Origin of the sequence: Bacillus sp. ISL-34 (assembly GCF_018613325.1) — a bacterium.
Taxonomy (GTDB): domain Bacteria; phylum Bacillota; class Bacilli; order Bacillales; family DSM-1321; genus Peribacillus.
The window spans coordinates 22828-46202 of record NZ_JAGGQJ010000031.1 but is presented as its reverse complement, the minus strand read 5'-3'; the positions used below and the strand labels follow the sequence as shown (position 1 = coordinate 46202).

The window sequence follows — 23375 nt, the reverse complement described above, 5'->3', positions numbered from 1 at the left end:
CCCTTCATCTAATGGAAATAGTGGTTTGCACTAATTCTGTTTAAATGAGGGGATTTATTCATTCATATATGGAAACGCAAATGCATCCTGCCGCTAAAAGTCAAAGTAATTACGTTTCAACAGCCTTTTCATGTTCATTAGCTCACTGTACGTAGTTTGTTTTTCAAGCTGTTTCGAATCAATTAAAAATAGTTGATTTTCAATTTCCTTCACTATTTCATCACTTTGAAAAAGCGCATCGCAACTCTCACAATGTGATGAAGGGGTTTCCGTAATTTCAACCGCCCTCGTACCATCCGGCAGTTCCCAATACACAGTCCCCTTTACTGATGCAAGCTTCCCTTTCTCACACCATGGACACGTATCCATGCTATTCATCCCCCTTAGGCGTGCTCTTTTTTTGCTGTGCATGGAATTTCTTTTCCTTTAACAAATCTCGCTTTTCACGTTGGTTCTTCAATGAAGCATGCTCTGGGTTTGTCACGTACTTTTCCCGTCGATTCATTCGCTTCAGTCCTTCAGGCACTAAATTGAATTGCTTGTCGTTCATTAAACCAGATACACCTATATCTGATTGTTTTTCTTCCATATCAGGATATACCCCTTTGAAGTACTCATCTGCAAGTCCCGGTGTATATTGCTCAGGTTCAGGATATGTGGTTATCACACCTTCAAAATTGCGCAGCACCGTTTTTGTTGGAGATTGTGAAAGGATATAATTCGGCTGCAGCGTGATTTTCCCTCCCCCTCCAGGAGCATCGACGACAAAGGTAGGCACAGCATACCCGGATGTATGGCCCCGGAGCCCCTCGATGATTTCAATGCCTTTTGAAATGGGCGCCCTGAAATGACCGATGCCCTCCGACAGATCGCACTGATAAATATAGTATGGACGGACACGAATCTTAACAAGATCATGCATAAGCTTTTTCATGATTGCGACACTGTCATTTATCCCCGCTAAAATAACTGCCTGGTTGCCCACAGGTACACCTGCATCGGCAAGCATCTCACATGCTTTCTTTGACTCCTCGGTAATTTCTATCGAGGTATTGAAATGAGTATTCAGCCAAACCGGATGATATTTTTTTAAAATGGCGCATAAATTTTCAGTGATTCTTTGAGGAAAAACAACCGGGGCCCGCGTACCTATCCTGATTATTTCAACATGAGGAATTTCCCTTAAGTTTTTGAGAATGTATTCAAGGATCGTATCATTGATCAATAATCCGTCCCCGCCGGAAATAAGGACATCCCGAACTGCCGGTGTGTCACGTATATAACCGATTGCAGCGTCCAATTGTTTTTTGGGCACGCCCATGCCAATTTGGCCTGAAAATCGTCTTCTCGTACAATAACGGCAGTACATGGAGCACTGATTCGTCACCAAAAAAAGAACGCGATCCGGATATCTATGGGTCAGACCCGGTACAGGGGAATCCTCATCCTCATGAAGGGGGTCTTCCATGTCATATTTGGTTTTATGCATTTCTTCCGATATTGGGACCGATTGCATTCTGATTGGACACCTTGGGTCATCTTTATTCATTAACGAAGCATAGTATGGGGTGATATTCAATGGAATGGTTTTTGTGGAAATCCTCACACCTTCCTCTTCATCCGGAGTCAGGTTTATCACTTTCTTCAAATCATCAACAGTTCGGATCGTATTCGTCAGCTGCCACAGCCAGTTGTTCCATTGTTCCTCGGTTACATCTTTCCATAGCTCTATATCTTTCCAATTGCGATCTGGCTTATATAAGTCAAATAACATGGTTATACCTCCTGAGTTATGATAGTAGTATTAAATGCAAGAAGGGTGCCAAAATGACCCATTAATTCGAAGGCCCATAAAAAAACCGGACTGCTGGCTGCATCCCGATTTTTTCCATTCAAATATGCTTTTTAATTTTATATTGCAGTGTCTGTCTTGGAATTTGTAATAGCTTCGACGCCTGAAAAACGTTACCATTCGTTTGAAGAAGGGCCTCGGTAATCAATTTTGTTTCCATCTCAATCATGGCCTCACGAAGCGGAAGTATTTTTTCTGATGGGGTGCGCTTTTTTAGAAACTGGGGCAAATCCTCAAGGTTCAAAACATCATTCTCCGTATGGTTCATCATGAATTCTACGGTATGTTTAAGCTCCCTTACATTTCCAGGCCAATGATATTTCCGAAAAAAAACCTTTGCCTTCTCATCCATGCCTTTTATGGACAATCCTAATTTTCTGTTAAATTTTGAGATGAAATGTTCAGTAAGAAGCTCTATATCATCAATCCGCTCCCTTAGCGGAGGCAGCTCGTAGCTCAATACGTTCAATCGGTAAAATAAATCCGGCCTTAGCCTGTTATCCGATACGGCCTTTTTCGGATCTATATTCATAGCAGCCATGATCCTGACATCCACCTGTACACTCTTTGTGCCGCCTATCCTCCTGATGAACCCATCTTCAAGCACACGCAGAAGCTTTGCCTGCAAGTCAATAGGCATCGATTGCAATTCATCCAAAAACAAGGTACCGCCATTGGCCAATTCAAACAGCCCCTGGCGTTCCACAGCCCCAGTGTAGCTCCCTTTAGCCGTACCGAATAGAAGGGATTCCAATAAATTTTCTGGTAGGGCCGCACAATTTTGCGCGATGAATGGTTCTTTACTGCGGCTCGAACCCTGGTGTATGCTTTGAACAAAAAGCTCTTTTCCTACGCCGCTTTCCCCATAAACCAATACCGATGAGGAGGAGCGGGCAGCCTTTTTCCCTTGTGATATCAGACCTTTAAATCCAGCATCAATAGTCAGGATTTCAGTGAAAGAATATAATCCGCCGTTCCCGGGCGGTTTCCTTTCAGGACTTTTGATCGTCATGAGCGAGCTTTCCAGGTCTGCTAACCTTTCAGATAATTGCTTCAAGCTTGAATAATCCTTGGCAATTTCTATAGCACCTATCATAAACCCATCTACATATATGGGGAGCGTCGTATTTAACGTCTCAATGATTCGCCCATGTGCATTTACATACGATTGGCTATAGTTGTAGATTGGTTTTTCAGATTTAATGACACGCAATAAGGTCGATGATTTGTGATTCAAAGAAGGGAAGGCTTCAAGCAACGGTTTCCCAAGCACCTCACTTCTTTTCATCCCATCATGATTGGCCGCCACTTCGTTATAAAAGATGGTCTGTCCTTTTGGATCTATCACATGAATGCCTTCATCAATGGTTTCTAATATTGCTTCCAATACTTCACTTGTATTAAAAAATTCACTTGGCAAGATATCCCTCCTCAAGACCCTCTTGCTAGATGTATATGAGGAAATGCCAAAAACTTGTCATGTACAGCCTAAAATTGAGCATTCAAGTATAATTTTTCACCCAAAGGTTCATGTCTTCAAGTTTATCGAAGATGTAACAATTATTGGCCAAACGTCCGCGATACGAGTATCCATGCTGATGCAATGCAGCATTCATGCCGAATGAGAGCGACCGGGCAATCGAATAAATACAATAAATGCCATGTGAAATAAGATAGTCTTCAAGCGCGGAAATCAAGTGTTTCATCAAGCCGTACTGCCGATGTTCCGGCAATGTCGCACAATCAGTTATTTCTGCATTATGGTAAAAGGAATCAATTTCTGCTGAAGCAGCACTGACAATCCTGTCTTCATGGACATAAATATAAAAAACCGTTCCCATTTCCATGCACTTTTTCACATATATCGGATCATTCATCGGTGTGGGATACACTTGGAAAACATCCCCATACAATTGGGCCAGCTGAAGTGCATCGGTAACTTCCGCTTTACGGCCTTGATAGGCTGACGGCGGATTATCTAATCCGGATTTTATCGGCAGATTCTGAACATCTGTAAGGATTTGATCTTCCTTTTCCCATTCTGCACTGTTGCGCCTTTCATTCCGGTTATATTTAACAAGGAAGAAACAATCGCTTCCCAAAAAGAATTTATCGATGCTTCCTTCATATAGAAAGCCCTGAGCAAGCAATGCCAGAACGTTTTCCTTGCGTGACTTGAAGATGATTTTTTCTGCTGATATGCCTTTAGCCACCTTCAAAGATTCCTCTACGCATTCTTGAAAATGACCTAGATAATCATCAACCCTGATTCGCTTATTAAAATGGTCTATCGTAATATGTATGGTGCACCTTGGCTTTTGAATTCTTTTTTCAATGATTCGGGCCTCCATTTGTCCCGCTCCTTTCACACCTTCAAAAATTGTTGCGAAAGGCCTGACCCTTCCTGGAATCAGACCTCAGGGAAATTGACTATTGCTGGTCCACCCCACACCATTCTAACATGGTCAATGCGATGATTTCCGCAGCCTCCATCATTTTATCCACCTCTATATATTCATTCGAATCATGGGCCATCTTCGTTTCCCCTGGTCCAAACACAACTACGGGGGTATTGCCAACCGATGATAGATACCCTCCATCCGTCGCCCAAGGGGACGCTTCGACAAGCGGTACTTCCCCTACCACTTTTTCATAATATGTGCCAATTGTCTTCATAAGCGGATGAGCTATTTCGAGATTGCCAGGCAGCCATCTGGCCCCAAACCATTCTAATTCAATAGGTTTTTCTTTGAACCATGCATCACTCTCGTTTAAAGCATCTATTCGCTCCATCAGCGATTTTTGTGCCTCCTCCATGGTTTCTGTCGGTGCGATGCCGAATCTGCCTTCCAGAACGGCTGTATCCGGCACGGAGGAAGGCCAATTCCCGCTTTGAATGCTACCTATGTTGATTGGAATGGGAATAGGGACATTTTTATAGAGTGAGTGACGGAGTGACTCATTCCGTTCTTGTTCGAGCATCTTGATTTCTTTCATTACAACAACCGCTTTATCTATTGCACTGACTCCTTCATACCTCGTGCCTCCATGTGCAGACTTGCCTTTTATTTTCAGCCGAAACCACATCGAACCTTGCTGTAAAGGGAATAGTTTCATATTTGTAGGCTCCGGAATGATTGCACCATCAGCTTTGTACCCCCGTATGACTGCCGCAAGTGTGCCGGCACCACCGCTTTCTTCTTCAATCACACTCTGGAATATCACATCCCCCTTCAATTGGATTCCGGATTCGACGATCGCTTCAATGGCCAGCAATAAAGATACATTGCCGCCTTTCATATCCGTCGTTCCCCGCCCGAAAACTTTCCCGTCCATTAACTTGCCGCTATAGGGTTCATCGTGCCATGCTGCAAGATCTCCTTCAGGAACTACATCAATATGTCCGTTTAAAATAAGGGATTTCCCCTGGCCCGTTCCTCTTTTAATAGCCACAAGGTTCGGATTTCCTTTAAAATCCCTGCGGTCGCAATAAAAATGGGGATGTTTTCTTAATTGTTCATCCCCGATCTCCCATAGATCTATTTCTAGACCAAGTTGTCTGCACTTCTCGACCACTATGGCTTGTGCACTTCCTTCTTGCCCCCTTTTGCTCGGTTCCTGAACCAGTTTTTGCAAAAGCTGAACCCCATTCATCCGATGTTCATTCAACCATGTTCTTATTTTTTCCTCATACATATCCATTCTCCTCTCTCATTCTTTTAAAATATGGATGTTTTCAGAGACGGTAAACGAGGCTTCGGTCTGATTCCTGATTTCCTGAACGCTGGACGTATCAAATACATCAGTTAAAAGGAGGCCCTCCGAAGTTACGGAAAACACGCCTAGTTCGGTGATGATCATATGTACGCATTTCTTGGCAGTTAACGGCAACGTACACTTTTTGACTAATTTAGACATGCCCGCTTTATCGTTATGTTCCATCAAGACAATGACCTTTTTGGCCTTTGCAGCCAGTTCCATGGCACCGCCCATGCCTGGCACCCTCTTTCCCGGGACAATCCAATTAGCGAGATCCCCCGCTTGACTTACTTGAAGGGCTCCTAGAATCGTGATATCCACCCTGCCACGCCGTATCATCCCAAACGCAACAGTACTATCGCAGTAGGAAGCCCCTGCTCTAATGGTGATCGGCAGACCACCTGCATTGCAAAGATGCGCATCTTCCTTCCCCGTTTCAGGAGTACTGCCAATTCCCACAAGTCCATTTTCCGCATGAAACATAACTTTATGGTCATTCAAAAGATGATTCGGTACAAGTGATGGAATGCCAATTCCCAAATTGACCAGCATCCCATCGCTTATTTCTGCTGCTGCCCGTTTCGCTATTCTGTTTCTATCTTCTGTTCCCAAACCCATTTCCAATCGACTCCTTTTGATGGAATGATATAATCCACAAAGGCACCCGGAACAATGATGTCCTCTGGATCCAAAGAGCCAAGCGGAACGATTTGCATGGCTTCGACTATAGTGATTTGTCCAGCCGCAGCAACGATTGGATTCGTGTTCCTGGCGCTTTTATCAAATATAAGATTTCCATAAGGATCTGCCATTTCTGCGTAAACAATGGCGATATCTGCAGTTAATGCCGGTTCCACCAGATAATTTTTCTTACCTACCTTTACGGTTTGCTTGCCGTCCCGGACGATATCGGCCTCAATTCCAATATCGGTCAATATCCCGCCTAGTCCCATCCCTCCGGCCCGGATGCGTTCGACAAGCGTTCCTTGCGGAGAAAACTCCACTTCGAGTTCTCCATTGTTCATTAATAGTCCTGCATTTGGATTGGAACCGATATGGGAAACGATGATTTTTTTCGCACGGCGTTGGGTGACCAGTTTTCCGATTCCGATATCGGGGAAACCTGTATCGTTCCCAATCAAGGTTAAATCCTTAATGCCTGATTCCAAAATCAGATTGATCAATCCCGGTGGCGTCCCTATGCCGCCGAATCCCCCAAACAGGATGGACTGATTATCTTTAAAGTGATGGCGGACATCCTCCAAACGACAAATCTTCTGGAATGTATTTTCCACCACTATGACTCACTTCCTTGTTGTGAGGAACGTTTACCTATCGATTCATTAAATTGCCTAAAAGTTATATCGACCCTCATTAACAATTCAGCACACTCCTCTTCCGATATCGTTAACGGCGGGGAGATGATGATGGCTGCCCCGGTTACACCGTCAAGGCCTGCGGCTGCGGGATAGAGAAGTATTCCATTCCTCATTCCCAATTCAATGATTTCATTGGTCACGTCTGCCTCCTTCGGAAATGGCGCCTTGGTCACTTTATCCTGGACGAATTCGATGCCAATCAATAAACCTCTCCCGCGGATATCACCGATAAAGGAATACTTCCCAGCCAACTTTTTCAGGCCCCTAATCAGGTAATTCCCTCTGTCGGCTGATTTTTCGACAAGTTCATTCCTTTCGACATATTCTAAAACGGCCAAAGAAACCGCACACGATAACGGATTAGCACTAAGCGTATGGCCTCCTATAATTGACTTCGAGCCTTTCATTATGGGCTCCATCACGTTTTTGGTCATTACTGCGGCAGCTATCGGGGTATACCCCCCACTCATCCCTTTACCAAATGTTACGATATCAGGTTCCACATCCCAATATTCACAAGCAAGCATCTTGCCGGTACGTCCAAATCCGGTCATTACTTCATCCGCAATGAATAAAATATCATTCTCTTCGCAGATTTCCTTGAGTTTTCGAAAATAACCATCAGGAGGAACGATGGCCCCTCCGGCTGCGCCGATAACAGGCTCAGCAATGAATGCAGCTATATTTTCACTGCCAATACGCCGGATTGATGCTTCCAATTCCGAAGCACAGGCCATTCCGCACGTATGTGAATCAAGTTGAAGTGGACATCGGTAACAATATGGAGGAGATACAGAAGGATATGATTCAAGCAAAGGAGTAAATCGTTCCCGGCGAATCGGATGTCCGGACATTGAAAGAGCTCCCATCGTGATGCCATGGTAGCTCATCCATCTCGATATGATTTTCTGTTTCTTTGGCTTCCCTTTTTCCTGCCAATGCTGAATGGCAATTTTCAATGCCGTTTCAGTCGCTTCGGAGCCGCTGTTTACAAAAAAGCTGTATGTCAGTTCCCCTTTGGTCAATTCGGCAATTTTTCCGGCAAGTTTCTCTGCAGCATCGCTCGTAAATTGGGAACGATACACGAATGAAACCTGTTTAGCCTGTTTTACCATTGCCTCAATGATTTCCTGGACTCCATGGCCAATATTGGCTGTAACAGCACCGGAAGAAGCATCAAGGTAATCCTTTCCATCTTTATCGTACAAAAAAACTCCCTGACCATGACTGATAGTCGGGTAGGCTCCTCCCAGGACCGGTTTGATCAATGAAGACTGCTCCATAAGCCCACACACTCCTTCTCTTTAAAAACAAATGCAATATAATAAAGTGTATGTCCAGATGAAGGCAATCTTGCTAAGGAAATTGGCCTATGCATGTAAAAGGAAAAATTTCTTGGATTCATCGGGGCTCGTCAAAAAAATGGCGACAAAAAAAGTGTATCCGCAAGAGATACACTTTTTTCTTACAATGCGCTATTTAGTTTTTCTTCACGAATTGACTCCAAAAAACTTTCATCCTTTAAAACAGCCAGCACATTTTTATAAAAAGCAGTTTTATCGATAACTGAGGTATGTACATATTCATACTCTTTTAAAGACGGATGACGCAAAACATTTTTCATGCAGGAATGACAAACTTTTTTAGTTCCTAACTTATAGTAGTTCAAGCTACTTGCATCCCCATTAGAAGTGTCTTCGTTACATACGAAACATGTATGGCTCACACGGCCTTTTTTATTATACTCGGCCAAAGCCCCTTCTAAACGAATGGATGCTGGAATTGTTAATAACACATAATCACCTTTTCTATTTTAAATCTCTTAGTATTATATCAGAAAAATATAGAATTTGAACTATTAGACTCATATTCCCTAATAATGCTTGTAAAATAGGAGTATTTTCAGGGCTGACAAGAGGAAAGACTCCTAAAATACACCATAATGCAAAATATATTCATCCACATCCAAAACAGATTAAGACACCGTCCACTTTTTTGAACGGCATCTTTAAACTGTATCATGAAAGGATTTGGATCGTCGCTTTTCCATTCTTCACCTTCATTACTGCTTTTGAACCAACCGGCACCGTTACAAATGGATGTACATGACCGAAGTTGGCATTAGCGATTACGGGTATGCCATATATCTCCTTTTTGGAAGTGATGATTTCCTGCAAGGCATATTCAGTCATTCCTGAATCTTTTTGGAAACGGCCGATGACGATTCCTTTAATCCCATTTGCACCTGGCTGATGGAGCAAGGATTGTAAATCCCGGTCAAAACTGAATGGATGGCTTTCTTCGTCATCTTCTATGAAAAGGATACTGTCCTTTAAAGATGGCATGAACTCTGTCCCTTGTAATAGATTGAGTGTACAAAGATTACCTCCAATGATTGTCCCAGCAGCTTCACCTTCCTGAATGACCATATATCCACCATTCGGGTGGAAAGTTCGGTCATCCTGTTCTAAATGCCAGGAATCATCACTCCACGTTTCACTTGGATCAAGATAAAAGCCTTCACTTTCAATTACAGCCTTTTTAAAATATTCCATCGTATAATCCAGACCAGCCTTCATCCCGAACGTCGAGAAATGAGGACCTGAATATGTAGTTAAACCTGTTTTATTATAAATGGCCAATAAAATTGCGGTTATATCACTATAACCCATCAACACTTTTGGATTTTCCTTAATCAAATCATAGTCGATATACCGTAACAATTGGTTAGCGTTATACCCCCCGATGGCTGTAAAAATCCCCTTCACATTCGGATCCCTGAACGCCTCATGCAAATCCTCAACCCGGTCTTCGATCGAATTCGAGAAAAAGTCATCATGGAACAAAGCCGTTTCACCATATGTCACTTTAAAACCAAGCTCAGTCAACCTTTCTTCTGCCAATCTGCGTTGTTCCCCTTTGACAATCGCCAAGCTTCTTGAAGGAGCGATTACGCGAATTTCATCCCCTGCTTGTAAACGGGAAGGTTTCATATCTTTATCCCCCTAAATTAATTACATTCTGTCGTTATTTTAGCAGAAATGGTCTACAAAGAAAAACCCAGAACCCTTATGGCATGTCATTCGCACAACTTATTCCCTTTGCAGATTGGCATGACGCTATCAGGATTGGAAAAAGGAGTGGTAAACTTTTCGCCTGTCCAACTTGGATTTAACCTGCCTTTTCAGTCAAAAACCATGGAGTCTATAAAGGTCCACCCACAAACCACCCAATTCCTTACATAAAGAAAAAACCAGCTTTGACAGCTGGTCTTTTGGGTTATTGCATTAGCAGCAGAATGAAGCGCCGATGATAATCAATAGAATGAACAAGACAACGATTAATGCGAAGCCTGATCCAAATCCGCAGCTACCGCCGCCGTATCCACCGCCGTATCCACCGCCACCATAACCGTATCCTGGTCCTGCAACATTTCCACCATATCCGTACATTAAGTTTCACTCCTTTTAGAATTCTGATTTCTCTTTACACCTTACCATATGTCAATACGCCCGCCTTGGTCTGTGCATTTGCCTATTTTTCTGGATTTAAGAAAAAACTTCAAGCAACACCATCTTCACCGTTAATCATTCAATGGCTGAAATACCGCGAGTAAACATGAAAAATGTCAAAAAACGTTTCATATTTATTGTGTTACTTTAAAATTGGGATATAATAAGGAAAAACAATTCTTAGCCTCTTTAAGCTATCTCATACCTACATGGATACATAAAAGGCAATACGGGGGAACATAATTGAAAACGAACACAAAATCCTTCATCCCTTTCGCTGCAATCGCCACGATCCTTCTAATCAGCTATATCCTTCAAAAAGTTCCTAAAACATATGGATCAGATGATTCGATAAATGTTTACCAAAAATTCCAATCAGGCCAGCCCATTCAGTATCTCATCATTGGTGACAGTATCGGAAGAGGGTCGGGAGCTGAAAAGCCTAATCTAACATGGTTCAAACAGTTAGAAAATAAGATGAATGAAGCCAATGATATTGCTTTACACGGTGACTACGTGGTCCAAAGCGGAGCCACTGCTTTTGAAGGTCTATTCAAGCTTTCCCATAGAAGGGAGCATGATCATAAAGATCTGATTTTCTTCGTTTTTGGTGAGAATGATCGCAAATATATGAATGTCGATGATTTTACCATGACATATGAAGCGTTAATGAGAAAGGCCAAACGTCTCCACCCTAATGCTGAATTATTCACAATAACAGAGAGTTCCTTGAAATATGAGGAATTTGCGTCAGCCATCGGACTTTTATCCAAACATTACGGTGCAACCAATGTGGATATGCGACCTATATTCAAAGATTCAGGATATACGGAAAAACAGCTGACCAGAGATTTGATTCATCCAAATGGCTTGGGTTATAAATTATATGCTGATGCAATTTATGAACGGTTCCTGGATAACATCAAACGGGAAAAGGCTGTAGCAGGTCTTCCATCTAACTTGCATGCCCGTTCTGGATTTGAATTATCGGAAATTGACCACTATGGAAAAATGAGCGGTTTCCGTCCGAGAGGTGGCTATTTCACTAGCAGTGAAAAGGGCAGTGTGATTGAATATACCTTCAAAGGAAGTATGCTTGGTGTGAAATTGCTTAGAAGTCCTGATGGCGGGGAAGTGAATGTATGGATCGACGGAAATGAAATCACGACTTTAAATACATGGTGGCCATTTGCCCGTGAAAGGTATTTATTTATCACAAATGGGCTCCGTCCCGGTTCACATACTGTCCGTTTTGAAGTGACTGGCAGGACTAAAGCAATGGAACTTACCACCATCCCATATGTCCGGATCGCGTCAATCATCACAGATTGAATATTATCCAATAAAAAACCCCCTATCATTATCTGATGGGGGGTTTTGCATTCAATCAAAAAGCTTTTTGTATTCTCCGTATCCTTCTTTTTCAAGATCATGGAGCGGGATGAACCTTAATGATGCAGAATTGATGCAATAGCGTAATCCCGACGGTCCCGGCCCATCATTGAAAACATGACCGAGATGAGAATCAGCAGTTTTTGAGCGAACCTCGATCCTTCTCATACCATAACTCGTATCGAGGTTTTCGACCACTTCCTCTTCCTTAAGCGGTTTAGTGAAGCTTGGCCAACCGCAGCCTGAATCGAACTTTTCCTTTGAAGTGAAAAGAGGATTGCCTGAAACGATATCCACATATAATCCTTCCTCCTTCAAATTCCAATATTCATTGTTAAATGCTGGTTCCGTTCCATTATTTTGCGTCACTTCATATTGAATCGGAGTGAGTTTCTGTTTTAATTCTTCTTTACTTTTCATTTTTTTCCCCCCAGTGATGTTGTATAAATGCTTTCCGTCCTGAACCAATCGAATATCTTTCATAATGCTCAGGTTGCTTTTTATAATAATGCTGGTGGTATGTCTCGGCTGGATAAAACGTTTTGGCTGGTATAATCGGCGTTACGATCGGTCCGGAAAACTTCCCGCTCGCCTGCAACTTAGCTTTGGATGCTTCTGCAATTACACGTTGGTTTTCGTCATGATAAAAAATGGCCGTTTGATAAGAACTTCCCCGGTCATAAAATTGCCCGCCAGCATCTGTCGGGTCAATTTGCTGCCAGAATAACTCGATTATCTCCTCATATGGATATACGCTTGGATCAAAGGTGATTTGAACAGCTTCATAATGTCCCGTGGTTTCAGAGCAAACTTCTTTGTACGTAGGGTTTTCCGTAGTCCCGCCCGTATAGCCGGAGATAACGGATTCGATGCCAGGCTGCTCATCGAATGGTTTCACCATGCACCAGAAACATCCGCCTGCGAATGTTGCCTTCTCTAATTGCTTTGTCAAATGAAAATCCTCCTTTTTTACAAACAATCCATTGAATGAATTTTAACGCTTTTATATTACCCTGTAAAATAATATGCCGATCGACCCTTTATACCAAAATCGTCCCTTCGCTTTTTAAACGGGAGACACACGCCCAAGCATGACAACATATGATAAGAACATACTGGAAAATGAGAGGTGTTGGAAATGAGCGATAAACAATCATATTCACAAAAATCTATAACTTATGATTTACTATCGTCTTATTATAAAAACAGCGATCCGCAATTACATGATTATTATTTCCCTAAGCATTTGAAAAGTCTCGAAAAATCAACACAACAATCGAGATATGAACAAATGAATGTCCTACCGCCTGCACAAATTCGCTTTTTACATGCTGCCCCAACAGTTCCTTCATTTGATGTTTATATAAATGAATTGCGTATCATCGAAAATTTCTCATATAAAGAAAACAATGGTTATTTACCACTGCCCCCCGGCAAGTACCAATTGGATATATACCGCAGCGGGCAAAACTCCTCACCTCTATTAAACTGTAAAGTGGCTCTTGAAAGCGGGAGTTCCTATACCATTGCTCTAGCACCTGCCCAGGCTGATGAATCGTTGAAAATGTTATCTTTCGAAGATAATCCATTTGTTCCTCCAAATGAAGCAAAGTTCCGATTCATACAGCTTTCACATGATTTACTCACGGTGGATATTGCCGTCAAAGATGGAGATGTCGTTTTTGATCAACTCCATTTCAGGAAAGCAAGCGAATATCTTAATATACATCCCATGATCGTAAATTTCGAAGTGAGGATAGCTGGGACAAAAGAGATCGCACTCCCTTTGCCAAACAAGGCCTTCCAAGTAAATACTCCCTCAACCATTTATATAATCGGATCGAATCGGAAATCATCCTCACTAGAAACCTTGACGCTATCTCCATAAATGGATAAAAAACCAGGATGCATCGATCCTGGTTTTTTATCCATATCACTATCACTGTAAGGATGATGGGACGGTCAATAAAAATGAAATGTCATCATTTTTCAGGTCGAATTCTTTCGCCTTAACCCTAATATCGCTTTTCAGTTCCATATCCTGTAATGACACATAAATACTTTCGTCATTGGGACTGATGCTAACCCAATCCGGCATATTATAACGCTCATTTATTAAATTCATTACATATGAAACAGGAAGGTTCATTTTACCGACGGCTATTGATTTTTGCTTCAGGATCAAATCCCCATTTTTTTGGGCAATTGGTTCAAAAGTCAATTTCATTTCCACTTCACGATTGAAAAATGGCATTGTTCCATATAACTCGACTTCATCCGTTAAATACACTTCGTAGTGAATGGATCCCGTCAATCCCTCTTTATCCAGATACTGGTTGATTAATCTTGTTAAATCTTCCCGATTCGTATGAATTTGAAATTGGATATCTTCTTCGTGGCTTACTTTTGGTATCAACTCTTTATCTTTAGTCGGCAGATTAACTAAAATCGTTACAAACAGGATGACCAGGATGTTTAGGGCTAATAGGGAAATAAACAAAGTCTTCCATTTGACGTTTGTCATTCTTGGTCATCATCTCCTTTGGCACTCGCTTCCAATGTGTCCTTTCCGATAGTGGTAATATCCATATCATTATAGATTCTTGTCGCGATTAATTCATATCCGCGGTCATTTGGGTGAAAATAATCCTCGGCATACAGCAAATCTTCTTCGGAGTTCTCAAAAATGTCTGCTATTTCAATAAAATAGGCTGAATCATATTCTTCAATAATCTCTTTTCCGCTTTCATTCCAATCATTCATGATCATATCAAGTTCATAAAAATCTCCGAACCATTTGGAAAATGGATTATAGACGCCCACAAGGTAAATTTGAGCAGTATCATTTTCGGAACGAACCTTATCAAGTATCTGCCTTAATCTTTTTTCATACCCTATTTTTGCCGAATCAAACTGATTCAGTTCCAAGTTGGAGAAATTCTGTTTAAAGACCTTCATGATATCATTTCCACCGATTGTGACCACAATCGTGTCAGCTTGCTTTATGTCTTCTTTAATCCTAGTTTTATCCAGTCTTTTCAATAGTTGGTCGGTCCTATTTCCACGTATGCCATGATTAATCATCTCAACTGAAGTAATCGATGGTTCTTTTTCCAGCTTATTTTGTAAATAAGGCAGATACCCGCCATTATCTTTACTATCACCGACACCTTGTGTCAAGGAGTCGCCAATCGATACGATTTTCACAGGGTCCGGAAAAAAGCTGGCAGGAATGGTTTCCTTTTTACTCAGCTCAACTATGCTTTTCTGCTGAACAGATGGCTGATTTGAGGCTGTTTCACTTTGACTGCAGCCTGAAATCCAAACTAGGCATATGAAAAGACAGGTGATTTTGTACCTCATGACCCTCACCTTCCTACCCATATATTATATCATGCAGAAAACGAAAGATTGCAAACAATATACCTTCATTGTACTTCCAGAATTGAGCATTCCTTACTATACAATATGAAAAATGCAGAAAATTAAAGCTAGTCCTATAAAAATTAGCATGTACTGAGCATGTAAAATCATTCTTCACTACCGCTGTTTCTTCAAAAACTTATTGCTCATGTTCACCATCGTTAAAGCCCTATTGAAATCATAATAAAGGATGAATGAAAACAGAAAGAACAGGTCATTTAACCTGTTCAATAATTCTGTAAAATTTTAATATGCTTAATGATTTCATCAAAGGGAATATCCTGAAGGCCTGTATAATCCATGATGATCTTTCCTTCTTGATCAATTAGAAAAAAGCTGGTCCCATGAATCACCTGATCTTCTGCTTCTGGTTTTTTGACGATTGTTTTAAAGTTATCCAATGCAAACTGCTCAATTTCTTCCTGACCATAACCGGTCAGAAAGTGCCAGTTGCCGTAATCCACATTAAATTGGTCACCATACTTTTTTAAAACATCAGGTTTGTCAATTTCCGGATCCACGGAAAACGAAACGAACTCTACATCCGTAATACCTTCATCCTTCAATTGCTGCTGCAGCTTCGTCATATTCGAAGTCATGGGGAGACAGACCGTCTCACAGCTTGTGAATATAAAATCCGCTACCCAAACCTTTCCTTTAAGATCGCTTTTTGAGAAAGGTTTCCCCTCCTGATCGATGTAACTGAAATCTTCAAGGTCCCAATTTTTTGCATCAGGTACACCATTGGAACCGCATGCTGTCAACAGCAAAAAAATTGATGCTCCCATAGCTGCCATAAGCAATTGCAGCTTTCTCATCCCTACCCCGTCCTTTATGTATAAAATATTCTGTTACTTCATTAATTCTAACAGACCAATCGGGATGAGAACAGCAACTATTTCTACGAATTAAAGACAATTGTAAAAGTGACAAAACCGCCGCTAAACGCAGTTTCATCTGGTTTATCCATATCAGTCCCAATAATACATGATTGCCATGGCTCCTTCACCCGTATGAGTACTGACAACGGCAGTCGTTGCTTCTATCTTTATATCTTGATATCCTGTTAAGTCTGCAATGGCGTGGCGGACTTTATCCGCTATTTCAAGACCATTCGCATGTACAAAACCAATGCCTCTAATTTTTTTGCCTTGTGTATCTTCTTTGAATTTCTTGATGATGAACTTCACGACCTGTGACTGGCTCCTAGCTTTGGATACAGGATTCAGTACACCATCATCCAGAAGTGCAATCGGCTTTATGTGCAGCAATGAACCGATAAAAGCAGAAACTTTGCCAATCCTTCCACCCTTAACAAGGTTATCAAGTGTTTCTATGACAATGATTAAACTTGACTGCTTTTTAATATGTTCCAGTCGATCAATTATCTCAGCTACGGATTTACCTTCTTTCGCCATCTTCGCTGCCTCGATCACCTGGAATGACATCGCTTTTGAAATGAATTTCGAGTCAAGAACGGTAACCTTCGCTTCAGACATGCTTGCTGCGCTTTCCGCTGAACGAACTGTACCGCTCATGCCACCTGTCATATGTATGGAAATAATCTCGCTGCCGTCTTTTCCAAGTTCATCATACACCTCCACAAAGGTACCTATGGCTGGTTGTGAGCTTTTTGGCAGTTCTTTTGACTGGTTCATTCTTTTCAGGAATTCTTCTTGTTCGATTTCAACCTTATCCAAAAAAGTCTCCCCATCTATAAAAATCGATAAAGGAACCATTGTTATATCATAAAATTCCAGTTCCTCTGGTGTCATATCTACTGTCGAGTCTGTTACGACCTTTACTTTATTCATCATTACACATCCCTAAATTAACATATCTATTGTATTATACCTATTCAAGGTACGCATTAAAACCAAAGGTCTTCTTTTTTCAAGTGAAGAGATACTTATCTTTTGAAATGATCACAAAAAAAAGACCGTCCCATGAGCTAATCTGAACACATGCCGATTTATTAGATATTGCATGGCATTCGTGTCATCTCTTTTAACGGAGAAGTTAGCTATGGAACAGTCCGCATTAAGCATTATTTAGTAAACTTTCAAAGAAAAGCTTGTTATAAACGGGCCATTTGAGTACGGAAGCTAAATAATGCTTAAATGAGTAATTTTCTTTATGATCTTTATTGGCAAAAACCTTTTTTACGAACACTTCCAAACGCACGGTCAACATAAAAAAATTCGGATCACTAGGCAGTAAGACAGGTATTTCTGAAATTGTGACTTTATGTCCAAAACAATCTTTGAATTCCAAGCATTTGAACATCAAAATATCAATCCTCATTTTTAACCGATTACTTACATTATACACAATAAATCCAAAAGTATAAATATTCAAATGTGCAAAAAAACAGACAAATCAGATTTTATTTCATAAAAAAAAAGACCCATAAGGACAAAATGCCATTATGGGTCTCTTTTTATAAACCTTCCTCGTAGGTGTCTTCCCGCAAGCTTTCACGTTTCACCCTTCGTTTATAGACGACTTTAGATAAAGAAATACTGATTTCGTATAATAAAAGCAGTGGAACCATCACCATAAAGTCTGACATAAAGTCAGGCGGCGTAATCGATATCGCTATGACAACCAGTACAAAGTATGCATACTTCCTTAACTTTTGAAGCACATAAGGATTAATTATGCCAAGGGAGGTCAAAAACATGGTAACGACAGGAAGCTCGAATAAAACAGCAAAAGGTATCGTCATATTAAATACGAATGAAAAGTACTTATCCGCTGTAAAACTGGTTATGAACATCCCATCGCCCAATTCAATCAAAAATTGAAGAATGGTCGGGAAGATGACAAAATAACCGAAAGCAAGCCCTCCGATAAAAAGCAGGAAAAGTGCCGGAATATAGGCAAGGGTCGCCCTTACTTCATTTGGCATCAAAGCGGGCTTGACGAATAACCAGATTTGCAGAGCAATTACCGGTATCGTTGCCGCAATGGCTACGACGCCTGAAAGCATAAAGTAAATCCAGATAATATCGCTCGGTCCCAATACCATCAGTTCAAAATCGAGATCTTTCACGAACCAATTATAAATCTCCTCAACATAAATAAAACTGGCGATAAAAAAGATGACAAAAGCAACAGCAGTAATGATGAGCCGTTTTCTCAATTCATCGAGATGATCGATGATATTTAATTCCTTATCTTCCAAAGTTGATCACGCCTTCATCTGAAAATCCGTATCTTGTTCCAGCATAAAGGCGCAAGACGATTCCATCTTACGCCCAGCATTCAATCATTCATGATTTTTTTGTTGCAGCTTCTTATCTTCTTCATAATCACCTTTTGTTAAATCACTCGTGGACTTTTTAAACTCACGAAGCGTTTGTCCAAAAGCACGGCCAATTTCTGGAAGTTTCTTCGGACCAAAGATAATTAAAGCCAATATTAAGATGAGAATTAGACCAGGTACTCCAATGTTCGACATGGATACATCCCCTTTGGTGTTGTAATTAGACTTACTCCGATTATAATACCATTTCCAACCAATTGAAAGGGAACTGACAATTCGTCATAGAATGGTAACAATTATCGACAGTATGCCCATATACGATTGGGCCGGCAGAATAATATGTAAAAACATAGGTATCATTCTATCCTAATTTAACATTTTGTCCATGATTAAATCAATAAGTGAAATAAATTACTGTCTTTATTGACCTCTACAAAAGAGAATCCTTTCTTGTTCATCCTTTGAATGAGCCCCTCATAATCATTTTTATCCTTTAGCTCTATACCAACCAAGGCCGGCCCGCTTTCTTTATTATTTTTCTTCGTATATTCAAAACGGCTTATATCGTCATTCGGTCCTAACACCTCATCAAGGAATTCCCTTAAAGCTCCCGCACGTTGTGGAAAATTCACGATAAAGTAATAAAGCAGCCCTTCATATAATAAGGATTTCTCCTTAATTTCCTGCATACGCCCTATGTCGTTATTCCCTCCGCTGACCATGCAAACAACCGTTTTGCCTTTGATTTGTTCTTTGTATAAATCCAACGCGGCTACAGATATAGCCCCTGCCGGTTCAGCGACAATCGCATGCTGATTATATAAATCGAGAATCGTCGTACAGATTTGGCCAGAAGGGACGACAACGATATCTTCCAGGTTTTCCTTACAAAGCTGATATGTCAACTGTCCCACACACTTGACAGCTGCACCGTCAACGAATGTATCTATGTTTTCAAGTTCAGAAACTTTTCCTTCCTTGAAAGAGTATTCCATCGAAGCAGCACCTTGCGGCTCCACTCCAATGCATTTCGTTTTTGGGGAAACCGATTTGAAATAACTTGATACTCCGGCCATTAAACCGCCACCGCCCATAGCGGCAAATACATAGTCGATTCCATCTTCACAATCATTCAGGATTTCTACAGCCGTTGTACCCTGCCCGGCGATTACCTTTTCATCGTCAAATGGATGGATAAAGGAACGCTCTTCCTTTTCACAGCATTCCATCGCCATGGCAAATGCATCATCGAATGTATCCCCGATAAGGATGATTTCGACATTATCCCTGCCGAATAACTGAACTTGATCGACTTTTTGCCTTGGAGTTGTAGCAGGCATATAAATTTTCCCGTGAATACCCAATTGGCTGCAGGAAAAAGCTACTCCCTGTGCATGGTTTCCTGCACTGGCACAAACGACTCCATTCTTCGTCTCTTCCTCGGTCAGGCTTTTCATTTTATAGTAAGCCCCTCTTAATTTAAAGGAACGTACGTGTTGTAGATCCTCACGTTTTAAATAAACATTACAATCATATTTTTCAGAGAGTCTCTGATTTTTTTGTAAAGGAGTATGCAAAACGATTTCTTTCAGTTCTCTATAGGCAATTAGAATATCTTCCAATTGAATCCCCCTATTCTTAGATGCAGTCTGATTCATAACAATCCCTCATTTCCTTCCTTAATGAATTCAATCATTATAGCACTTTACTGTTATTAATGTAATTGATTTTTCTAAAAATTCTTGCTTTTGTTTGTTCCATACCAAAAAAAAACCGATTATGGTCATTTCCCCATAATCGGATTAGCACTTTATTTTTTTTGTAGAATAATAAAATCATGAGCAAATCGATTTTTTTCATCGATGCTGCCTGGGTTTGAAGAGATTTTATCCCATTCATTTTCATCGATCACGGGAAAGAAAGTGTCACCTTCAAAGGTTTCATGAATTTCCGTTATATACAGGCGGTCGGTAAAAGGAAGGATTTCCTTGAAGATTTCAGCTCCTCCAATCACGAAGACTTCCTCATCTCGGTTATCTGCAAACGTTTTGATTTGTGCAATATCATGTAATACTATGCAGCCTTCCGCTTTAAAATCCTGATTACGGGTAACGATGACATTTTCGCGGCCAGGCAGGACCCTGCCGATCGATTCAAATGTTTTTCGGCCCATGACGATCGGATGGCCCATCGTCACTTTTTTAAAATACTGCAAATCTGCCGGTAAATGCCATGGCAGTTGATTGTTTTTACCTATCACACGATTTTGATCCATTGCCACTATCAACGATATCATATGCTAACCTCACCTTTTATATGGGGATGTGCTTCGTAATTTTCCAAAACGAAGTCCTCGAAGCTAAAATCAAAGATATTTTTCACATCCGGATTGATTTTCATGATTGGCAATGGTTTCGGATCACGAGTCAACTGCAGTTCCACTTGTTCAAGGTGGTTAGAGTAGATGTGGACATCCCCGAAAGTATGTACAAATTCGCCAACTTCCAAATCACACACTTGGGCGATCATCATCGTTAAGAGCGCATACGAAGCTATATTAAAAGGAACACCTAAAAAGACGTCCGCTGAACGTTGGTATAGCTGGCATGAAAGCTTACCATCAGCGACATAGAATTGAAAGAAAGCATGGCAAGGCGGCAAGGCCATTTGGTCCAGTTCCCCAACATTCCAAGCACTGACTATCAGCCTTCTTGAATTTGGATTCGTTTTGATTTGTTCGATCAATTCACTGATTTGGTCGATTTGCCTTCCATCAGCCGTTCCCCAAGAACGCCATTGATGGCCATAAATCGGACCTAATTCTCCCTTTTCATCAGCCCATTCGTTCCAGATGCGCACGCTATTTTCCTGAAGGTAGCCAACGTTCGTATCACCCTTCAAAAACCACAATAGTTCATGGATAATCGCTTTTAAACTAACCTTTTTCGTTGTAAGTACAGGGAATCCATCTTTTAAATTGAATCTCATTTGATATCCAAAGGTACTAATCGTTCCTGTTCCCGTACGATCACCTTTTTGCGTTCCATTTTCGAGTACATGCTTACATAAATCTAAATATTGCTTCATGATAAACCACCTTTTCTACTTTCATTCTCCTTATTTTAACGTATTATTGCCTAATGTTTAATCTAATTGTTTAATAAAATTATAAGTCTCGGGTGCTTTTTGTTTAAGCAATTGATTTTGTTCAATGTTCACATAAAACATGGCAAACGTTTCTGCAAAGTATTCCTCAGGGTAATTGGAAAAATACGGCTGTCCAGGAAACAGCCCATCCACTTCCTTACCCCAAATCTTCAAATAATCCATGTCTTCACGGATTCCATCAAACACTATATTATCAATAGAATGCCCCAGCTCATGCAGTTCCAAATTAATGGAGCCATGCCCATTGCCCTTGTCACTTGCCCCGATTTTAACCAATACCCTATGTGATCCGCCCATACCAGGCACATCATCCCAAGTTGTTTCTTTATTCAAATAACCACGCGGGGTTTTCCCCTTTAATTTTGCCGCGGATTGATTTTCTGTCAAATCACCATCGAATAGTTTGATCCTCACACCACTTTCAGCAGTTTTCACCAAAAGGGAATGAGGCAGTTTATTAATGGTACCAGCAATTTTAAGTGCTTCCCTTTCATCATACTCCTCTTCTGGAAATAAAAATATTCGTTGCAATTCTTTATTTCCCTTAAAAAGTTCAGCTTGTCTTAAAAGATTATCTTTGGGTAAATTCCGCCATTTCACCCCTTCATCCTTCGCTAATGAATAGGAGATGATTGAGAGTAAAAAGACAAATAATGCAAGTATGGATAACCATTTCTTCCTTTTCACACTCTTCTCCCCTTTCTTCATTCCTCATTTATCGTTAAGAAAATATATGTTATTTAAAATCTCTAAATCTCTCATACTATTATATTAGTATAACATATTGCCCTAATGTAAAAACTCCATGTTTTTTTGGTAATTTCGGTAGCACAAGAACCATTAATCCGCGCTTTTCATATATCAACAGTATATAATCGTAAAAGGTTTAAGGTGATCGCATGAAAACCAATAATAAAAAAGCCATTTTGAATGAGCACCGTGAACTTGCTGAAGAAGTCCTTGATATTTACAGTTTAAGAGTGTTCATCATTCTCGACCTTTTTCTGTTCTCCATTTTATTCGGCATACTGCTGCATCCGCTACTGACTTCTCTTTGGCTTAACTTTTTATTGCCTTTGCTTTTCTTCACTACATTTACAGCCCTTCTTCTATTACTTGATATCCAAAATAAAAGCTGACATCATTTTTGATGTCAGCACAGACTGTAGGCAACCTCGATGAAAATCGAGTTTGCCTACAGTTTTTTTTATAGGTGTACAATTTAGACGTTGATTTCCGCTCCAGGCACTCGCTTTCCGCGGGCGGTCCGGGAGCATCCCCTGGACTCGCTTTTCTAGGCAGGAGTCTCGCACACCCGCTCCAATCAACTTTGTTTTATCTTTTAGATAGAACCCTTTTTTTTGCCTTAAGTCTTTATTGTTTTAAAATAGAATGATTAAAACTTGAGGTAATGAGGAGGCTTTCTAAACATGATTCTATTCAGCGAGATCAACTTGAAATGATTTTCAAAAGGGGTTCGGAATTTTTTAATTCCGAACCCCTTTTGTCTACAAACTGAAGCACCGTTCTTTAAACTGTGCTCTTCCTCATATTTATCTTTATTAACTAATTGTGTTAAAGCTCATCGTTAGTTATATAAACATCCTTTAATTTTTCGAACG

Annotated in this window: 27 protein-coding genes; 3 read left to right on the top strand and 24 right to left on the bottom strand. The window is 40.7% G+C overall.

Annotation, left to right across the window (positions count from 1 at the left end; genetic code table 11):
- Window positions 1-93: 93 nt before the first annotated feature.
- The 11 genes from J7E52_RS20640 to J7E52_RS20590 all read right to left on the bottom strand — a co-directional run bounded on the left by J7E52_RS20640 (window position 94) and on the right by J7E52_RS20590 (window position 10442).
- Window positions 94-369 carry a YokU family protein gene (locus tag J7E52_RS20640; protein ID WP_214750318.1) on the bottom strand — a complete coding sequence of 92 codons (276 nt, stop codon included), beginning with the start codon at window positions 367-369 and terminating at the stop codon, window positions 94-96.
- A 1-nt stretch (window position 370) separates the two neighbouring features.
- Window positions 371-1774: a lysine 2,3-aminomutase gene (gene kamA / locus J7E52_RS20635; RefSeq protein ID WP_214750317.1), complete on the bottom strand. Its 1404-nt coding sequence runs from the start codon at window positions 1772-1774 to the stop codon at window positions 371-373.
- 118 nt (window positions 1775-1892) lie between these two features.
- A complete protein-coding gene (locus J7E52_RS20630) occupies window positions 1893-3272 on the bottom strand; it encodes a sigma-54 interaction domain-containing protein (protein WP_214750316.1) in 1380 nt (459 codons plus the stop codon).
- An 82-nt stretch (window positions 3273-3354) separates the two neighbouring features.
- On the bottom strand, window positions 3355-4203 hold the full coding sequence (gene ablB / locus J7E52_RS20625; RefSeq protein WP_214750315.1) for a putative beta-lysine N-acetyltransferase: 849 nt from the start codon (window positions 4201-4203) through the stop codon (window positions 3355-3357).
- A 79-nt stretch (window positions 4204-4282) separates the two neighbouring features.
- On the bottom strand, window positions 4283-5554 hold the full coding sequence (locus tag J7E52_RS20620; RefSeq protein WP_214750314.1) for a peptidase: 1272 nt from the start codon (window positions 5552-5554) through the stop codon (window positions 4283-4285).
- Between the two features lie 9 nt (window positions 5555-5563).
- Entirely contained in the window at window positions 5564-6229 is a 666-nt protein-coding gene (locus J7E52_RS20615; protein ID WP_214750313.1) for a 3-oxoacid CoA-transferase subunit B, read from the bottom strand.
- Window positions 6196-6885 carry a CoA transferase subunit A gene (locus J7E52_RS20610; protein ID WP_309476919.1) on the bottom strand — a complete coding sequence of 230 codons (690 nt, stop codon included), beginning with the start codon at window positions 6883-6885 and terminating at the stop codon, window positions 6196-6198. Before J7E52_RS20610 ends, J7E52_RS20615 begins: the two co-directional genes overlap by 34 nt.
- A 23-nt stretch (window positions 6886-6908) precedes the next feature.
- Window positions 6909-8273, bottom strand: coding sequence for an aspartate aminotransferase family protein (locus J7E52_RS20605; RefSeq protein ID WP_214750312.1), 1365 nt, complete (start codon window positions 8271-8273; stop codon window positions 6909-6911).
- Between the two features lie 182 nt (window positions 8274-8455).
- The gene (locus J7E52_RS20600) at window positions 8456-8785 is read right to left on the bottom strand and encodes a hypothetical protein (protein WP_214750311.1); all 330 of its coding nucleotides are present in this window, start codon (window positions 8783-8785) and stop codon (window positions 8456-8458) included.
- 223 nt (window positions 8786-9008) lie between these two features.
- Complete coding sequence (locus tag J7E52_RS20595; RefSeq protein ID WP_214750310.1) at window positions 9009-9983, bottom strand: S66 peptidase family protein; 975 nt, start codon at window positions 9981-9983, stop codon at window positions 9009-9011.
- Between the two features lie 294 nt (window positions 9984-10277).
- Complete coding sequence (locus J7E52_RS20590; protein WP_214750309.1) at window positions 10278-10442, bottom strand: YjcZ family sporulation protein; 165 nt, start codon at window positions 10440-10442, stop codon at window positions 10278-10280.
- 303 nt (window positions 10443-10745) lie between these two features.
- On the opposite strand from J7E52_RS20590, the gene J7E52_RS20585 reads away from it, so the two are divergent.
- On the top strand, window positions 10746-11834 hold the full coding sequence (locus tag J7E52_RS20585) for an SGNH/GDSL hydrolase family protein (protein WP_214750308.1): 1089 nt from the start codon (window positions 10746-10748) through the stop codon (window positions 11832-11834).
- A gap of 51 nt (window positions 11835-11885) precedes the next feature.
- On the opposite strand, the gene msrB is transcribed toward J7E52_RS20585, so the two are convergent.
- The gene (msrB, locus tag J7E52_RS20580; RefSeq protein ID WP_214750307.1) at window positions 11886-12314 is read right to left on the bottom strand and encodes a peptide-methionine (R)-S-oxide reductase MsrB; all 429 of its coding nucleotides are present in this window, start codon (window positions 12312-12314) and stop codon (window positions 11886-11888) included.
- Window positions 12304-12846: a peptide-methionine (S)-S-oxide reductase MsrA gene (gene msrA / locus J7E52_RS20575; protein WP_214750306.1), complete on the bottom strand. Its 543-nt coding sequence runs from the start codon at window positions 12844-12846 to the stop codon at window positions 12304-12306. The genes msrB and msrA overlap by 11 nt, the downstream gene beginning before the upstream one ends.
- A 186-nt stretch (window positions 12847-13032) precedes the next feature.
- Here msrA and J7E52_RS20570 point away from each other — a divergent pair, with 186 nt between their 5' ends.
- A complete protein-coding gene (locus J7E52_RS20570; protein WP_214750305.1) occupies window positions 13033-13782 on the top strand; it encodes a DUF4397 domain-containing protein in 750 nt (249 codons plus the stop codon).
- A 51-nt stretch (window positions 13783-13833) separates the two neighbouring features.
- On the opposite strand, the gene J7E52_RS20565 is transcribed toward J7E52_RS20570, so the two are convergent.
- The 11 genes from J7E52_RS20565 to J7E52_RS20515 all read right to left on the bottom strand — a co-directional run bounded on the left by J7E52_RS20565 (window position 13834) and on the right by J7E52_RS20515 (window position 22440).
- Entirely contained in the window at window positions 13834-14418 is a 585-nt protein-coding gene (locus J7E52_RS20565; protein ID WP_214750304.1) for a YpmS family protein, read from the bottom strand.
- The gene (locus J7E52_RS20560) at window positions 14415-15257 is read right to left on the bottom strand and encodes an SGNH/GDSL hydrolase family protein (RefSeq protein ID WP_214750303.1); all 843 of its coding nucleotides are present in this window, start codon (window positions 15255-15257) and stop codon (window positions 14415-14417) included. Before J7E52_RS20560 ends, J7E52_RS20565 begins: the two co-directional genes overlap by 4 nt.
- Window positions 15258-15544: 287 nt before the next feature.
- The gene (locus J7E52_RS20555; protein WP_214750302.1) at window positions 15545-16135 is read right to left on the bottom strand and encodes an SCO family protein; all 591 of its coding nucleotides are present in this window, start codon (window positions 16133-16135) and stop codon (window positions 15545-15547) included.
- Window positions 16136-16288: 153 nt separating this feature from the next.
- Complete coding sequence (locus tag J7E52_RS20550; RefSeq protein WP_214750390.1) at window positions 16289-17131, bottom strand: DegV family protein; 843 nt, start codon at window positions 17129-17131, stop codon at window positions 16289-16291.
- Window positions 17132-17357: 226 nt separating this feature from the next.
- On the bottom strand, window positions 17358-17603 hold the full coding sequence (locus tag J7E52_RS20545; RefSeq protein ID WP_286197973.1) for a DUF2535 family protein: 246 nt from the start codon (window positions 17601-17603) through the stop codon (window positions 17358-17360).
- A gap of 154 nt (window positions 17604-17757) precedes the next feature.
- Window positions 17758-18504 carry a twin-arginine translocase subunit TatC gene (gene tatC, locus J7E52_RS20540; RefSeq protein ID WP_214750300.1) on the bottom strand — a complete coding sequence of 249 codons (747 nt, stop codon included), beginning with the start codon at window positions 18502-18504 and terminating at the stop codon, window positions 17758-17760.
- 84 nt (window positions 18505-18588) lie between these two features.
- A complete protein-coding gene (tatA, locus tag J7E52_RS20535; protein WP_034307557.1) occupies window positions 18589-18780 on the bottom strand; it encodes a twin-arginine translocase TatA/TatE family subunit in 192 nt (63 codons plus the stop codon).
- A 194-nt stretch (window positions 18781-18974) separates the two neighbouring features.
- Window positions 18975-20243 carry a threonine ammonia-lyase IlvA gene (gene ilvA / locus J7E52_RS20530; RefSeq protein ID WP_214750299.1) on the bottom strand — a complete coding sequence of 423 codons (1269 nt, stop codon included), beginning with the start codon at window positions 20241-20243 and terminating at the stop codon, window positions 18975-18977.
- Between the two features lie 152 nt (window positions 20244-20395).
- Window positions 20396-20881 (bottom strand): dihydrofolate reductase, encoded by a 486-nt coding sequence (locus tag J7E52_RS20525; protein WP_214750298.1) that lies wholly within the window; start codon window positions 20879-20881, stop codon window positions 20396-20398.
- Entirely contained in the window at window positions 20878-21672 is a 795-nt protein-coding gene (locus J7E52_RS20520; protein WP_214750297.1) for a thymidylate synthase, read from the bottom strand. The genes J7E52_RS20525 and J7E52_RS20520 overlap by 4 nt, the downstream gene beginning before the upstream one ends.
- A 57-nt stretch (window positions 21673-21729) precedes the next feature.
- Window positions 21730-22440 carry an anthrax toxin lethal factor-related metalloendopeptidase gene (locus tag J7E52_RS20515; RefSeq protein ID WP_214750296.1) on the bottom strand — a complete coding sequence of 237 codons (711 nt, stop codon included), beginning with the start codon at window positions 22438-22440 and terminating at the stop codon, window positions 21730-21732.
- Between the two features lie 212 nt (window positions 22441-22652).
- Here J7E52_RS20515 and J7E52_RS20510 point away from each other — a divergent pair, with 212 nt between their 5' ends.
- Complete coding sequence (locus tag J7E52_RS20510) at window positions 22653-22892, top strand: hypothetical protein (protein WP_214750295.1); 240 nt, start codon at window positions 22653-22655, stop codon at window positions 22890-22892.
- Window positions 22893-23375 lie beyond the last annotated feature (483 nt).